Origin of the sequence: Bradyrhizobium sp. WSM1743 (assembly GCF_000473065.1) — a bacterium.
Taxonomy (GTDB): Bacteria; Pseudomonadota; Alphaproteobacteria; order Rhizobiales; family Xanthobacteraceae; genus Bradyrhizobium.
This window is the reverse complement of sequence record NZ_AXAZ01000063.1, coordinates 35,216-50,158: the sequence shown is the minus strand read 5'-3', so window position 1 is coordinate 50,158 and position 14,943 is coordinate 35,216. Positions and strand designations below refer to the sequence as shown.

The following is a 14,943-nucleotide window of genomic DNA, read 5'->3' as shown; positions in this document are numbered from 1 at the left end:
CAAGCAGATCAAGCTTGCGGCACAGCGCGACGAACTCGCGGCAGACCTCACGAATGGCCTTGCCATTGTCCTTGCNGAAATCCGCGATGGTCTTGAAGTCCGGCGCCAGCTGCCCGGTCAGCCAGATCATCTCGAGATTGCGCTGGCATTCCCGCTCCAGCCGCCGGCTCGACGGCACCCGATTGAGATAGCCGTAGATGTACAGCTTGAGCATAGTGCTGGGATGGTAACTCGGTCGGCCAGTGTCGATTGGCTGGACACCGACGAACCCCAGCTTGCCGAGATTGAGCCCGTCGACGAACACGTCGACCGCGCGGACCGGNTTGTCCTCGCTCACATAGTCATCGAGCGACGACGGAAACAGCGTGCTCTGCCCCGATCCACCCCTTCAACAAAGCGCTTCATCAGATGCCCCGCAAAATCGCCGGGAATCTTATCGCCCGAATCACAGCAAACAGAGCCTTTTCACACGGCCTGGGCCAGAAGCTGACGCTCGGCGCATAATCTGCGTCACAGAGTAGTTCCGACCTACCCAAAAAATCACCCAAAATTGATGACGCTGTTCCCTTATATGCTGCTCTGCACGCTCGGGAACGCCGCTTGTTAAAAATCATTTGATTCTTTGTATTTTGTCGGTGAGTGGAGTTGATCATGCGTCTTCTGTTTGCAGGAATCGCGATCGCGTCCTTATCTGCTTGCTTGCAGTCTCCGTATGCTTCAGCACAAAACTTCGACGATAGATGGTCTATTATTCCGAAGGCACATGCTGAACCTGCTCCTGAAGAGAAGGAGCAAAGACAAAGTCCCCCTGAGCATACTGAGCATATTCCGGCAGGGCCACTATGGACGCGGACGCCAGACAATCCCCGGCCTTCCAAATCGTTCAATAAAGTCTTTACCGGCAAAGCGTCCTTCTATTCTTATACAAAAGGCAAAACAGCTAGCGGGTCGCTCTACAATCGCAATGAAATGACGGCGGCCCATCGAAGTCTTCCCTTCGGAACTCGGGTTCGCGTCACCGACATTGCGAGTAGCAGGTCGGTCATAGTTCGTATTGCAGACCGCGGACCGTGGATTCGCGACCGCGTGCTGGACCTTTCCCTTGGCGCAGCACGCGGCTTAGGAATTACTGATCGAGGTGTGGCACAAGTTCGAGTAGAGGTTCTTTAGGTAAGCGCCGCGCTCTATGTGGCAACAGTCGTGTGCGGCTGTCAGCGGGCGATTCGCCTCGGCAGCTGACGCGGGCAGAACGCTGAGCTGGGAGGATAGGGCGCCTTTGCCGACAGCACTTCGTGCAGAGGCGGAAGCACTGTGGCCGCTTCGTGCTGAAACGGCTGCAGTTGTTAACCACGTTGGTTGCGTGAGCTTCGGACACGATCGCCTTAAAGCCGATCGTCATTGAAGGCGTGACACTTCAATGTCGGCGAACGCCCACAGTCTTTCTTCGTCGAATGTCTCTGTGTTTCATGCGCCGTGTCCAGTGAGCTTGTCTCGTTCGTTGCGGGCGATCATCTTGGCCTTCGCGTCGGCCTGCTCGCGAGTCAGCACATCCGGCAGAGATATAGACGCTCGGTCGGCCGTCGGCGAAGTGGAACTCATAGCTGCCGGATCGGAAACGGGTTCGTGCTTCTTGATGGTGATGAATGCGCCATGGGAGGATGATGTCTTCGCGCAGAGCCTCCCAAAGCAGGCGACCTTACCTTCCGATGCGCTTCCGATCTATTGCAGCCCTGGTCTCGTACAGGATGACGATGACTCCAACGATTGTGGCGCCAATAGCCAGCATCAGAAGGACCATTTCCAGCATCGAATCGCCGCGCTGTTTGTCGGTCCTAATTACGCTCCTCAATGCTTTTTGGCTACAGTCCCCACTGCTGCTGGATGGCGGCATCGGCGCCGTGCGGCTGCTCCGCCTCTTTGGCGAGCCGGGCGCGCAGCAATGCGAGCACGGCGGCTTCCTCGGGCTTCAGATCTTCCATCGCGTTCCGAAGCTCGGTCTCGGCTTGTGACTTGACCTGAAGGACCAGGTTGCCGTCCAGGTAGCAGTTCAGCACCTCCGGGTGGATGTAGCACTTCCTGCAGATCGTGGGCGTGTTGCCGAGCCGTGCGGAGACTTTTTCGATCGCACTGCGAAGATTGCGCTTCGCCTGAGCGGCGCTGTCAAAGCTCTCAAGTTCACTCAGGGCCATGGCCGCCAGCACTGTCCCGGCCCAGGTTCGGAAATCTTTGGCTGTGATGTCCTTCGTTGTGATTTTATTGAGGTACTTATTCACGTCGGTTGACGTGACATCCCGGCAATTGCCTTGTTCGTCGATGTACTGAAGCAGCTCCTGCCCGGGTAACTCCTGACAGGCCCTGATAATCTTAGCGACGCGTCGGTCTCGTACACGCAATGACCACTGCTTGCCGCTTTTGCCTGTGAAGCGGAAACGCACCTCGTTCTTCTCGACCGCGACGTGCCTATTTCTTAGCGTGGTCAGGCCATAGCTGTTGTTCTGCCTGGCGTAATCATCGTTCCCTACGCGGATCAGCGTAGTCTCCAGGAGATGCACGACCGTTGCCAGAACTTTTTCCCGGGGCAGGCCGCGCAATGCCATGTGCTCGCGAACGGCTTTTCGGATGGAAGGCAGCTCGTCGGCAAACGCAACCACATGCTCGTATTTCGTGCTCTCCCGCACCTCACGGAAACGCGAGTGGTAGCGATATTGCTTGCGTCCCTTTGCGTCACGACCGGTTGCTTGGATATGGCCACTCGGAAACGGACAAATCCACACGTCAGTCCAGGCCGGCGGGATCGCCAGTGCCCGGATCCGCTTCAGCGCGTCAGGTTCGTTGAGCCTCGAGCCATCGAGCCGAATGTAGCTGAAGCCGGTCCCCACCTTCTTGCGCCGAATACCCGGTCGTTCGTCGGAAACATATCTGAGGCCCGCAGATTCGGCGGCATCCCGCGGGTCGACGATCGCCTGCGCGCTATGAGGTGGCTCGACCAGCAACACACCAGCTCCTTTCGTGCGTCAAATGAACGGTTGCGATGAACGGCGGTTCCATAAGGTTTTGATGGAGGCATGACGGCCCTGTCTGACCTCAAGCCGAAAGGAAGTTAATATTAGCACTGGCGATGGTCGACGCGAACGAAGCAACGGCGTGCGTCGGGTCATCCGGCTTTGTGGTGGCGCGCGCCGCGCTTTGCAGGGGGCCGTTTCCCCGTGCCGCGCCGGCCCGCAGGCTCGGCAGGACGCTCGGCGGCAACGCTTCGCCGGAGCGCGTCCATGAGGTTGACGACGTTCTCGCGTGATGGCTTGCTCGGTGGCGGCTGCACTGGGCGTTTCGCCTGCTTCCTGCGTAGGATGTGCACGAGCGCTCTGCGGTAGTGATCCTCCAACATAGCAGGATCGAAATCGGCGAGCTTCGTTCGGATGATGTGCTGCGCGAGCTTCAGCATTTCAGACGGCAGCTTCATTTCCGGAATTTCGCTGAAATAGTCCGTCTCATTTCGGATGTCCTGCGCGAAGCGCAGCGTCACGCCGAGAAGGCCGCGACCTGCCGGTTCGAGCAAAACTGGCCGCTCGCGGGAGGACAGCACCATGCGGGCAAGTCCGACAACGTCCTCCCGGCTCATTGCGTCTCGAATCACCGCAAACGATTCTTGACTGATCTCCTCACGCGGCACGATGTAATACGGCTTCTCAAAATATCGCGCATCGATCTGCCCTGCGGGAAAGAAGCGTTCGATCTCGATCGTGCGCGTCTTCTGAGGCCGCGGGAGAGGGACGCTTTCCTCCTGCTCCTCGTCTTCATCGTCATAGTCGGAGGCACCTTCGTCGGCCATATCGCCAAGATCGGCGGGAACGGTTGGCGGGCTTATCCGGTGGGGTGGCGAGGCAAGCGCCGCCTCCCCAGGCCCTGGGCGCACGCGTCTCGCTCGCTCAAGGTCTCGGTCCTCGACCAGCAGAAAGTCGTTTTCACCGACCTCATACCCCCGCGCCTTGTCTGCTGAATCGACGGTTTGGCCCGTGACAGAATCGATCAGTTTGTGTTTGAGCCGATGGCCCGTTCGCCGGTTGACCTGCCGAAACGAGATACGCTCGGCCGCCGAGATCGCGGGAAAGAGCGCGATCGGACATGAGACGAAGGACAGCTTCAGATAGCCCTTCCAATAGGGTCGGGAGGTCGGCACCGGAAACTCCAACGCAACAGGGGTACAAACGCCAGGCCGGTAGGCAAAGGCCGCGGAATTAACGGCCGGAAAGGACGGGAGTTTCAAACGCTTGAGAAATCGTCCAGCGGTGTCACCCAGACAGCATCGCTCGAAATCCCCCTGATCAGCGGCTCAAGCTAGGTCCTGTCCTCCTCGCTCGCCTGAGCGGAGACCGAAGTAGGCGTTGGTCGGCATGACTTACCTACAGTACTCGTTCGGGGGCGCCCGGAGTGCTGGCACAGCAGAGAAGGAGCCCGACAGTTCGCGAAGAGGGCGTGCGGATGACTTCGCGGCCAAACTTCGCTTTCGGAGCCAGTTCTCCGAATTGACTTGCGCCTTGGCTCCAGCGTTCGCACGCCATGCAGGCTATAAAACAACCGATAAAGTCCTCCCTCCTTCATCTCCGAGAGGGACAGCTTTGGATGATGAAGCAGCCATGGAAATCACATGTAGCAGCCCAACACAGTTGGCTGCGATTCAATATGATAATCCGGATAGCCGAAATTTAACCGAGGGCGATGTAGGCTCGAATTTCAGCTTAGTTGCTGTCGCATGGGAGCCCGCAGACAGGTGTCCCGATCGATTCCGCACGCCTTAGCTCTCCGCTACGATACATCTTTCGCCGATGTCCAAGCGAGGACCCTCGCGGGTCAACCAAACATGAAAGCGGTCGGCGCGAACCTTCTGGCGACCTCGAGCGCGCGGCTCTCGCAGCTCTCCAGGGCGATCTTTTGAGAGCATAACGTCTCCGACCGGCAGATTACCACGTGGAGTGAAGCACAGGCCGCGCATCGGGCGGTCCTTTTCGTCGATCTCGCAGACGTTCGTCGACGCGCCCGCGTAGATCCTATATTGCCTGCCAGTTTCGCCACCGATGACATCGAAGTAGCCCTTTCCTGCGAACTGTGCACGCTGGGCGGGCGATAGTCACGTCCGCAAGAGCTGCAGCGAGCGGCCTTCCGGAGTTCGTTCGGCGCCGTACCTGATGAAGAGAGCCCGAATGGCTCTCGCGCGCCGGCGTTCACGCGGGCGAGGTGATCTAAAGCCCAACATGGCGCGGGCCGATCAGCCGCCGACAAGCCTGGGGAAGAATACGGTTTCTTCCGCGTTCGGGTCGAACGATCGCATTTGCGATACTTGACCCGGACCCGTCCGGACCGTCGCGGTGAAGCCAGCATTGGTCAGTTCGTAGAACCGCCGCTCCGCCTTCGCGAGCTCTCGTGCGTCGTCTGGATTGAAAAAGTGACGGCTGTCGCCGGTACGGTCCATCACGATCTGGATCGCCATGATCGTCTTCCCTCGGAATGATGATGGCCAAGGACTTGATCCAAGTATCCGGCCGAAGTCGCAGAGTTTCAAGACAAGAGATTGCCGACGACCTAGCCCCAGACCTTCTCTTCCCACGACTGGCAAGGACGCCGGCGCGGCCACACCGAACCGTATACCGTCGAACGCCTCAAAGAGCTCCTGAGCCGGCTTTCTAGCCCCGCTAGGCCGTCGGGCCTTTAGCGGCCGCTTACGAGTTACGATGCAAGCGCCAAAGCTGAGATCAGCCGCTTGATTTTAGCCTTTTGCGGCCGCCCAGCATACTGCGGCGGCCGTTCCCTTTTCATGACCGCGGTGTGCAATGAAACCGCAATCAATAATTGAAATGGCGCGCTGTACGCCGTGCGATAAGCCCGAACGCATATCAGCAGTGAACCGACTGCCCGAGCGATAGGAAATCCGATCGTATAGATGTAAGGGCGCGCTGCGGAAGCGCTCCGAGCCGAGTATGTTCCCGCGCCAGCTAGGAACCAGCCGGAGAGAGGAGATTTAGTTCGTTAGATGCATTTCGAAGGGTTTACCAATGGCGATCGATGCTTTTAGAGGAACAATGCCGCTGTTTCTTCCTGAACGTTTTTTCGTCGGGCGGCTAGAAGGTTGGGCAGTGCTGGAAAATCTAGTTGGCGGACTACTGAAGCGCGCAACAATTGCTGGTCACGGCGAACTAGATGCGGACACTGATACAGTGCTGTTCATCAAGGCATATACATTTGACGATGGTCATAGCGACACTCTGCATTGGACAATCCGAAGGGTGAGGAGGGCAAGTACACCGGCTTGGAGAACCAACTGGAAGGTGAGGCCATTGGGGAGCAAGCCAGTTGCGCATTCCACTTGAAATACACGCGCTATACACCGCAAGGGGGCGGTAAATCGTTCAAGCTGAATTTCGACGATTGGTTTTATGGAATCGATGAACGAGCTTGCATAGAGCTTGCATAGTCCGCGGCCGTGCTGGCATCCCGTTTGCGACGGCGCACGTTACTTGCCGTAAGCTTTAACTTCGCTGGTGTCCGCCACTGCTACAGGCGAGAGCAGGTGAGAGGCGCAGAAGATCGAACCGCGAGCGCTGGTTGTCGGCAACTGGTGGCGGACGTCTCCGGGTATGGAATACGCCCAGCCGCAAAGGTGGCGGGCGGGCCTGGCCAGGTGGGGTCGGGAGGCCTCCTCGTTCTGCAAGTGGATCACCCACCGGGCACTGAGGTGTTTCAACATTCCTCTGTGCGAGGGTACAGTTGCGGCAGTCCCCCGGCTCACGAGCGACCCTACGCGGAAGATGGGATGAGGTATCGTAGGTTTGGTTGGTGTAGGGAAAGGCGGTAGCTACCCCCGGTAGCAAAGCCACGATTGTCCGCCAAAAAAATGCGATCTTCTGGCGGTAGCAGCGTTCCTGTAGCACTTAGCCGGCCCGACCGAGTTCGCAACGCGGTTGGGCTCGGACGTGATCTCCAGCTACTTTCCGGCTCCCGTAGTCAAGCCGCTGACGATGTAGCGCTCAAGGAAAATGCCGACCAGGACGAGCGGTGCGATCGCCGCGGTGGACAGCGCCGCCATCGACCACCAATTGATGCCTTGCGAACCGGTCTGGCTCGCCACCATAACGGGGAGTGTCTTCGCGTCCGTACTCGTCAACAGCGCCGCGAAGAAATATTCATTCCAGCACAGCACCAGCGAGAGGATGAATGCGGCCATCATTCCGGGAACAGCGAGCGGCAGAATGATGCGTAAGAAGGCGCCCCATGTCGAGAGGCCGTCGACGAAGGCGGCTTCGTCCAGCTCGATCGGGATCGCGTTGAACTGATCGCGCATGATCCAGATGACGATTGGCAGCACGGTCAGCGTGTAGAGCAAGATAAGGCCAAGGCGCGTGTCGAGCAGGACCAACCCCTTGTAGAGGACGAGGAACGGCAGCGCGAGAACGACCGGCGGCAGGATCAATTGGGACATGAAGAAAAACAGGATGTCATCGTTGCGCATCCAGGCGAATTTGTAGCGGAAGCGGCTCAGGCCGTAGGCCGCGAGCGATCCGAGGATCAGCGCGAGCAAGGATGCGCCGACCGACGTGATGATGCTGTTGATGAAGCGGTTCACGAATTCGGAGCGCGCCGTCGAGGTCCCGAACAAGGTATCTGGCGACAGGCCGAGCGAGCGCCATCCCTTCCAGTCTGGCTGAAAATCGACCCAGGGAACCAGGTGGGCTTGCGTCACATCGACTGCCGATTTGAACGACGTCGTGACGGTCCAGTAGATTGGGAACAGGCAGATGAACGTCCAGAACACGAGTGCAGCGTAGATCAGCATGCGGCTCAGCATCCGCTTTGCGCGGGGGGCCGCCGGATGTCGCCGGATGAGCTTTGATGCCAGGGTCGATCGCGCCAAGTTGAGCAACTCCGTTTGGAAGTGACTTCCCCGCCCTAGACGACTTTCTGCGTCCAGCGCTTTGACAGGCGCAGCAGGACGGTCAGGATCACGATGATCATCAGCAGGTAAACCATAGCGAGCGCCGTGCCGTATCCGACATTCGAGCGGTCGCGGTAGACGCGGTAGATGAAGCTCGACACCGTGTCGGTTGCTCCGCCCGGGCCTCCCGCGGTGACGTTGATCACGATATCCGCGAGCTTCAGCTTGAAAATGATGCGGATGATGAGGACGGTGATGCTAACCGGCAGCATTATCGGGAAGGTGACGTGCCAGAACGACTGCCAGCCATTCGCACCATCGACCTTGGCCGCCTCCTGTACCTCCTTCGGCATCGCCTGGAGGCCTGCGAGAAGGATGATCATGATGAAGGGGATCGACACCCATGCATCCATCGCCTGGATGCTGAAGCGTGCCATCCACGGCGAGGCGAAGAACGCTGGATTGTCCCATCCGAGATAGCGCGCCAGCGTCGCCGCAGGCCCGAAGCGATATTCCAAAAGTGACTTGCCGATCATCCAGCTCACCGCGACAGGGCTGAGCATCATCGGCAGCAGGAAGACCACACGGAAGAATTTTCGCGCGCGGATCTCGGCGCTGAGAAGCAGCGCCAGCCCGAACGCGATTGCGTATTCGCCGAGCACCGCGACGGTGTAAAAGACCATGTTGCCGAGCGCATTCCAGTAATAGGTATCGGTCAGCATGACCCTGATATTGTCGAAGCCGCTGAAGCGCGGGCCTTCGATCGAGCTCAGATTCCAGTCGAGCGAGGCGATATAGATCCCGAAGATCGTCGGGAAGATCACGACGGCGACGGTGAAGAACACCGCCGGCAGCAGGAACAGCGCGCGCTGGCCACGCTCGCCACGGGTCAGAACTTGTCCGACGCCAAATGCAACGGCCCAGACGAGATAGGCAATGAGGATCGGCCGCCAATTGGAAAATCCGGCAGTCATCGTGCCGGTCGTGTGCAAGACTTGAATAAAAAGGACAAGCAGAAAGCCGAGCGACGCCAGCAGGACAAGCACGCGACCGGCGATCTTCCTGCTGCCGGGTGCGCGCTTCGTCGCTGGCTGGTGGTGCAGGTCGTCGCTCACGGGTACGAAATTCTGCATCGAGATGAGCCGCATTCTGTGCCGGTTCTGTCGCCGGGCAAGTTCTCGGCTGGCGCCGGAGGCGCCAGCCGAGGGTGGATGGCTTCGCGCAGGTGCTCGCTACACGCCGAGAGAGGCCTTGTAGAGCCCGATCTGCCGCTCGCGGCCGATCTGGTCGGTCAGTTTCTCCCAAGCGGCGGCGATGTTGTTCGCGCCTGTCTGCGCGTCAACCTTGCCGGCGAAGATTTTGGTGAGCTCGTCTTCCGCGATGCTGTAGTACTGGAAGATGCCGGGGATGCGCGGCTCCACGGCGCGGTTCGGATGATTGTAGGAGGCGAGTTGCGAGTTCAGGTAGGAGGTGATGTATTTGCGGTCGTAGCCCGCCGAGACCCATTCGTCGTACTGGAAGTGGCTGGTGCGGTGGGCCTGGAAGCCTGAAGGATACATCACCATCCAGAGCGACAGGTCCTTGCCGCCAAGATGTGCGGCCGCGCTCCACGCCGCCTTGTGCTTCTTCTCGTCGCCATTGACTCGCGCCATGACGTAAACGCCCCAGCCGAGATAGGCGCAATTTGGCGCATGGTTCGGGCCGCTTGCGAGCTTGTCCCATTGCCCGGTCTTGGAGTTGTAGACATCGTCTGAGCCTGGCAGGATGTCGAAGCCGACGATGTCGCCGACCACGGAGGTGTCGCTCGCCTTCGCCACCTGGCCGATGTCGCCCCACCAGGGGATCATCGAGCCGATGCCGGCCAGGAATTGCTGGAAGCCGGTCGTGTTCGGATCGGCGTTGAGCTGGTCGGCGGGTTCGAACGGCAGTGCGTCGATCACGTCCTGGATGGCGCGGACCCAGGCTGGATTGTTGATGCGCGGCTTCATCGTGTCGATGTCGAACAGCCAGGCCTTGTCGTCGGGATGCTTGGCATAGGCCGACGCGCGGCTGCCGAGGAAATAGAAGCCGAACCCGCCCCAAGGCTTTGGCGCGTCGAGATAGCCGAACGCGTTCTGGTTCTTGATCTTCTTGCCCCTGAGGAATTTCGTCACCGCCTGCACCTGCTGCCAGGTCTTCGGAACGCCCCATTCGGTCGAGTTGCCCGCGTCTTTCCAGGCCTTGGCGAGGGCTGCGTCGGAAAAGACGTCGGTCCGGTAGTTGAAGTTGTGGCAGTCGCCGTCGATGGTGACGCGATAAGTCTTGCCGTTCCAGGTTCCGACCGGCGGCTTCAGGTAATCGACATAGTCGTCAACATCGATCTGCTTCTTGACCCAGTCCGGCATCTCCGACGCCAGCCCCTTGCCGCAGACGTCGCCTTCGAAGGGCGCGCCCATCTCCAGGATGTCGAAGTCGACAGTGCCGGTCGCAATCGCCTGCTGCAAGCGCGGGTTGTAGTCCGCCTGCGCGAGATCGATCCAGGAGATTTTTGCACCCGTATAGGCCTCCCATGGCTTGAGAAAGCCGCGGAAGAGGAGGTTGTGCAGGTTCTGATTGTTGAGCCCCATGAAGGAGAGTTCGACGCCCTTGAACTCGCCTTCCTTGATGCTCGCCTTGGTCGGGCCGAGGCAGAGCTCGCCGACTTTCTGCCAGTCGGCGTCCGTCGGCGCGCCCTTGCCGACGCCCGGAATTTGGGTGATCTGCGCGCGCAGATTGGCTTGCGCAAGCGCAAGCTCCGAGAACGTGCCGAGCGCGCCGCTCGTGCCCAACGCTGCGGCGCTAGCCGCACCTTTCAGCACAGTACGCCGGTTCGGCTGCATTGCGGAATGCCGATCATGATCCTGCTGTTTCACCGCGGTACCCTCCCTTTTGACTTTCTTGATGTGAAGTCTGAATCGCCGGAGCACATCGAGGCCGTCGCGCTCGCGGACTTCGGTGTCGTCGTGATCGGGCCACAGAGGCCGCGTCGAGTATGCAACGGCGTACTCCAAAGTCAACGAAAGCAAGCGAGCCTGAAGCTATGTACGATGTCGACGTGAACGACGATGACAGCCGTCGATAATCCGCGCCGCAGGATGGACGATCAGCCGAGACGACATGCAGCGTCGACGGCGTTCGCGGCGAGCGCGAACGGGTTGGTTCCCGACGGCGCCGGCGTCATTTATGCCGGACGTATCGTGCATCGCCAGAGCTCGATCAGGCGTCGGGCGGAATGACGCCCTTCTTGAAGATGAAGCAACCGTAGAAGCGCCGTTCGCCGGTCTGGATCACGCAATACGATTTCTTGGCGAGTTCATAGAAGGCAAATCGCTCGACCGATTCCATAGGAAACGAGCGTCCTTCCGCTGCATCGATCGCGGCCTGCACTTCGCGCTGCACTTCGGGGATTTCGCCGGGCTGGCCGACGATCTCCATGCGGGACGCCGGCTTGTCGACAAAACTGTCGAGCGGCAGCACCGACAGGATCGCGCGCGCGGCGCGTCCGGCGCTGACATTGTCGATGCGCAACAGCCGACCCAGGACGGTCTGGCGGGCGACGGAGTCGGCGGGGAAATTGGTGTCGCAGAGGACGAGATCGTCGCCGTGCCCCATCGACCGCAGGGCATAGAGTACATTTGCATTGAGAAGAGGGTCGATCGATTTCAGCATGCATCCTCCTTTAACGCAATCATGGCATCTTCATTGATTTGGACTATCCGACGTCGCGGCACCGTCGTCTATACCGACGTTGGCAAATGCCAAGCTCGGAGCGTCGTCAGCGATCGGCGGTCAATTGCCGCCGGTAGCGTTCGGCGTCCCAATTCAAAAGGGCTTGCTCGTTCTCGACCGAGAGGTAGCTGATCTCGGCACTGAGAGGCAGGCGGCCCGTCACAAGCGCGAGACAGGTCAACATGGCCTCGGCCCCGGGACTGGCGTCCGCCCGAATGACGGCGCCAATGCCTGGAATCAGCGTGGAAACGGGCGAGCTCAGTCCAACGGCGCTGGCATGCATTGTCATGGCAGTCAGATCCTGGCCTTCCGCCAATATTGGTAGACCCGGTCCTAAAAAAACGACGTGGTCCGGGTACAGCGAGCCGCTTGTCGCAATCGCACGGCTGAAGCGGTCGGTGGCGATGCTGTGGCAGAGAGGATCGGCCGGCAGGCGATAGTCCGTGCCTGAGCATATGCTGCGAAGCGCTTGATCATCCACCGCTGAGGGACGGCGAGGGGCTAGCGAGAGGCGCTTTTCAACCTCATGGACCAGAGCTTCCGCCTCGTCGCAGTCTGCTGCGCCAACCACGAGACCGTGATTGCCGAGTATCAGGACATCGATCGGGTTCTGCGCGATGACGTCGCTCAAGGCGTGCGCCAGCGGAAGTCCGGGATGAAAATAGTCGAGGCGATGCCAAGCCAGTCCGTCCATTCGCTCGGCAAGCTCATCGCGCGCGTCGGTTCGTACCGCCCATGCGATCGTGTTGACCGAGTGGACATGCAGGACAACCGAATGCGGTATCAGTGCGTGGAGTGATGTCTCGATCGAGGCGCGCAATGTTGTCGTGGCATGCGGCGCAAGCGGCACCCCCTCATCACCTTGCGCCAGTGCTTCTCGTGCGGCTGAAAGGCAGACCGGCACGAAAATGTCCTTGGCCTCCGCGTCCGAAAGCCAGGTACCGGACGCCTTCACCCAGAGCACGTCCCCGTGCTTGATCGATGAATTGCCGCCGGCACCCTGCACAAGCAGCATGTTGCTGCCGACGCGGGCCGACATGCGACGAAGATCTTGGAGCTGGGCAGGGGCTTGCATCGCGATTGTCTCACCAGGCTAAGTGGCTCATCACCCAGTTCGGCACGCGGTTCTGCGATTTGGCGAGTGTGCGGACCGGTGTTGGCGGATCGGGCGCCCAGGCCAGCGTCTCCCTGTGCACCCCTGAGGTGAGGAGCAGCGTCAGCATTGCAGCGGCCCTCGCGCCGGCGATGTCGTGATCGAGGGAATCGCCGACCATCAGAACGCGCCTTGGATCGGGGTGACCCAACCGTTCCAGCGCCGCATCAAAGATCGGCGCGTGCGGTTTGCCGACATAAATCACGTGGCCGCCAAGCGTCTCATAGAATTTTGCCAGCGCACCCGGCGCCGGAATCAAGCGCTTTGCGCTGAACATGGTCAGGTCAGGATTGGCGCAGAGCATCGGCAGCCGGCGCGCCGCGGCCGAGATCAGGCCGTCGCGCCAGTGTTCTGGCTCGGCGACAGCATCGTCGAGGCCTCCCAGCAGGATGAAATCAGCCTCCTGAACGTCGGCTACCATCGTGAGATCGAGTCCATCAACGATGGAATAATCGCCGCCGCGCGTGATGAGCAGACAGGTTCGGCCGAGATTGACGAACGGCTCGCGTGCACGCGCATGCAGACTGTTCCAGGTCACCTCACCCGAAGTCAGAATGCCGTCATAAGCGGCCGGCGGCAGGCCGAGTGCTTCCAGCCGCTCTTCATTGTTGCGCGCACGCTTGCCGGAATTGGAGAGCACCAGCACGCGCTTTCCGGCGTCTCTGAGCCTCTGCACGCAGTTCCGTGCCGCCGGAAAGACGGCTCCGCCCTCGTGTAGCGTGCCCCATTGGTCGAGCAGCACATGATCAAACCGATCGGCAATCGCGCTCAGCGCTTTGATCTGGATGGTGCCGCTCCTCATGACGGGCTGCCCTGTAAGGCAAGCAGCGCTGCGCCATAGCTAGCCTCGTTTTGCTCGGCGGTGACCACGGGAACGCCGAGACGGCGATGCCGGATCTCGGTCCATGCATCGTTCTTCGCGCCACCGCCGATGCTGATGATGCGGCGGAGCGGCGGCGCTCCGAGCCGGGCCAGTTGTTGGTACGCGAGCGCCTCGACCGAGGCGATGCCCTCGAGCAGGGCCTGGAAGAAGAGGTGCTCTTCGTCCGGGCGGGGCGTGGTCCGTGAGGCCAGCTGCGGATCGGCAAGCGGGAAACGCTCTCCGGGCTTTGGCAGAGGATAATAGTCGAGACCTGTCGGTTCCTCTGGCCTCAGGAGCGGCGTGAGCCGCTCCATGTCTTCCCCGGTGAAATGCGTCAGCAACGCTCCGCCGCCTGAGTTGGAGGCACCCCCGGCGAGCCAACGTTCACCGAGGCGGTGCGAATAGACGCCCTGACCCGGGGCAAAGATTGGTTGCGTCGCAAGCAGCTTGACGACGAGCGTCGTGCCAAGGGAGGTTACGGCATCGCCAGGTGTGTCAGCGCGTGTGGCGACGAAGGCGGCAACGCCATCGGTGGTGCCGGCTCCGATGCGGGCTGCTGACGAAATGCTAAGCATGGACGCGATCGCCGGATCGATCGTGGCGAAGGGCGTCCCGGGCACCAGCACTCTCGGCAGGATTTCGTTGCTCACGCCGAGCTGACCAAGCCATGCCGGCCAGGCACGCGTGACAGGATCGTAGCCGAGCTTCAGCGCATTGTTTTCGTCACTGATACCGTGGGATCCGGCAAGTCGACCGGCAATCCAGTCGGCCTGATGAACGGCGAAGCGCACTCCGGTTGCTTCGCCACGGCTCAGCAGATGAAGAAGTTTTGCCAGCGCGCTGCTGGCGCCGTGTGCGCCACTCTCCGCCGGCGCAATCACAGCAATGCGAGCTGCTTCCTTCGCCGCGCGCGTGTCGTTGTACATCAGGCCCGGCGTGCAGGGGCGGCCGCTTGCATCCACCAGCAGAAGGGTGCCTGACGTGCCATCCACGCAAATTCGTTCGACGCGTCCGAGGTCGACATCGCGTCGGCCGAGTTTCGAGATCACAGAAATTGTTGCCTGCCACCAGAGTTCCGGATCCTGGTCGATCGCGTCGCCCTCCTGTCGCGGCGAGGACAGGCTGCTGGATGTCATCGCCTCAATGGCGCCGCGTGCATCGACGGCGCAGGCGCGGACGCCGCCGGTTCCGACATCGATACCGAGAAACAGACCTGCCATTCAACGTCACTCCGGGCTGATCTCGACATTGCGTTGC

11 protein-coding genes and 2 pseudogenes are annotated in these 14,943 nt (G+C 60.4%); 2 read left to right on the top strand and 11 right to left on the bottom strand.

Annotated features, from left to right (window positions below; genetic code table 11):
* Positions 1-405, bottom strand: a pseudogene (locus YU9_RS0129615) (transposase); the annotation flags it as partial.
* A gap of 246 nt (positions 406-651) precedes the next feature.
* On the opposite strand from YU9_RS0129615, the gene YU9_RS46340 reads away from it, so the two are divergent.
* Positions 652-1,170 (top strand): septal ring lytic transglycosylase RlpA family protein, encoded by a 519-nt coding sequence (locus YU9_RS46340; protein ID WP_084299116.1) that lies wholly within the window; start codon positions 652-654, stop codon positions 1,168-1,170.
* A 689-nt stretch (positions 1,171-1,859) separates the two neighbouring features.
* On the opposite strand, the gene YU9_RS42845 is transcribed toward YU9_RS46340, so the two are convergent.
* From YU9_RS42845 to YU9_RS0129590, 3 genes are all read right to left on the bottom strand, one after another.
* Positions 1,860-2,990, bottom strand: a complete 1,131-nt coding sequence (locus tag YU9_RS42845; protein WP_051380566.1) for a DNA topoisomerase IB — start codon at positions 2,988-2,990, stop codon at positions 1,860-1,862.
* 164 nt (positions 2,991-3,154) lie between these two features.
* Positions 3,155-4,264 carry a Ku protein gene (locus tag YU9_RS42840; RefSeq protein ID WP_198028314.1) on the bottom strand — a complete coding sequence of 370 codons (1,110 nt, stop codon included), beginning with the start codon at positions 4,262-4,264 and terminating at the stop codon, positions 3,155-3,157.
* Positions 4,265-5,263: 999 nt separating this feature from the next.
* Complete coding sequence (locus YU9_RS0129590; protein ID WP_027576042.1) at positions 5,264-5,485, bottom strand: hypothetical protein; 222 nt, start codon at positions 5,483-5,485, stop codon at positions 5,264-5,266.
* Between the two features lie 562 nt (positions 5,486-6,047).
* Here YU9_RS0129590 and YU9_RS42835 point away from each other — a divergent pair.
* Positions 6,048-6,466: pseudogene (locus YU9_RS42835) on the top strand (DUF3833 family protein).
* Between the two features lie 510 nt (positions 6,467-6,976).
* On the opposite strand, the gene YU9_RS0129580 reads toward YU9_RS42835, so the two are convergent.
* From YU9_RS0129580 to YU9_RS0129545, 7 genes are all read right to left on the bottom strand, one after another.
* Complete coding sequence (locus YU9_RS0129580; protein WP_051380563.1) at positions 6,977-7,837, bottom strand: carbohydrate ABC transporter permease; 861 nt, start codon at positions 7,835-7,837, stop codon at positions 6,977-6,979.
* 101 nt (positions 7,838-7,938) lie between these two features.
* Positions 7,939-9,057, bottom strand: a complete 1,119-nt coding sequence (locus YU9_RS0129575) for a carbohydrate ABC transporter permease (RefSeq protein ID WP_245266569.1) — start codon at positions 9,055-9,057, stop codon at positions 7,939-7,941.
* Between the two features lie 99 nt (positions 9,058-9,156).
* Positions 9,157-10,782, bottom strand: coding sequence for an extracellular solute-binding protein (locus YU9_RS0129570; RefSeq protein WP_027576039.1), 1,626 nt, complete (start codon positions 10,780-10,782; stop codon positions 9,157-9,159).
* Between the two features lie 376 nt (positions 10,783-11,158).
* Entirely contained in the window at positions 11,159-11,611 is a 453-nt protein-coding gene (locus YU9_RS0129560; protein ID WP_027576037.1) for an RbsD/FucU family protein, read from the bottom strand.
* 106 nt (positions 11,612-11,717) lie between these two features.
* A complete protein-coding gene (locus YU9_RS0129555; RefSeq protein ID WP_027576036.1) occupies positions 11,718-12,746 on the bottom strand; it encodes a class II aldolase/adducin family protein in 1,029 nt (342 codons plus the stop codon).
* A gap of 10 nt (positions 12,747-12,756) precedes the next feature.
* Positions 12,757-13,626, bottom strand: a complete 870-nt coding sequence (locus YU9_RS0129550) for a TIGR01459 family HAD-type hydrolase (protein WP_027576035.1) — start codon at positions 13,624-13,626, stop codon at positions 12,757-12,759.
* Positions 13,623-14,906: an FGGY-family carbohydrate kinase gene (locus tag YU9_RS0129545; protein ID WP_027576034.1), complete on the bottom strand. Its 1,284-nt coding sequence runs from the start codon at positions 14,904-14,906 to the stop codon at positions 13,623-13,625. The genes YU9_RS0129550 and YU9_RS0129545 overlap by 4 nt, the downstream gene beginning before the upstream one ends.
* Positions 14,907-14,943 lie beyond the last annotated feature (37 nt).

Bases quoted from the DNA above. Each gene is read 5' to 3' on its own strand.
- YU9_RS46340 (WP_084299116.1), top strand. From the start codon at position 652: ATGCGTCTTCTGTTTGCAGGAATCGCGATCGCGTCCTTATCTGCTTGC.
- YU9_RS0129590 (WP_027576042.1), bottom strand. From the start codon at position 5,485: ATGGCGATCCAGATCGTGATGGACCGTACCGGCGACAGCCGTCACTTT.
- YU9_RS0129580 (WP_051380563.1), bottom strand. From the start codon at position 7,837: ATGCTGAGCCGCATGCTGATCTACGCTGCACTCGTGTTCTGGACGTTC.
- YU9_RS0129575 (WP_245266569.1), bottom strand. From the start codon at position 9,057: ATGCAGAATTTCGTACCCGTGAGCGACGACCTGCACCACCAGCCAGCG.
- YU9_RS0129570 (WP_027576039.1), bottom strand. From the start codon at position 10,782: ATGCAGCCGAACCGGCGTACTGTGCTGAAAGGTGCGGCTAGCGCCGCA.
- YU9_RS0129560 (WP_027576037.1), bottom strand. From the start codon at position 11,611: ATGCTGAAATCGATCGACCCTCTTCTCAATGCAAATGTACTCTATGCC.
- YU9_RS0129555 (WP_027576036.1), bottom strand. From the start codon at position 12,746: ATGCAAGCCCCTGCCCAGCTCCAAGATCTTCGTCGCATGTCGGCCCGC.
- YU9_RS0129550 (WP_027576035.1), bottom strand. From the start codon at position 13,626: ATGAGGAGCGGCACCATCCAGATCAAAGCGCTGAGCGCGATTGCCGAT.
- YU9_RS0129545 (WP_027576034.1), bottom strand. From the start codon at position 14,906: ATGGCAGGTCTGTTTCTCGGTATCGATGTCGGAACCGGCGGCGTCCGC.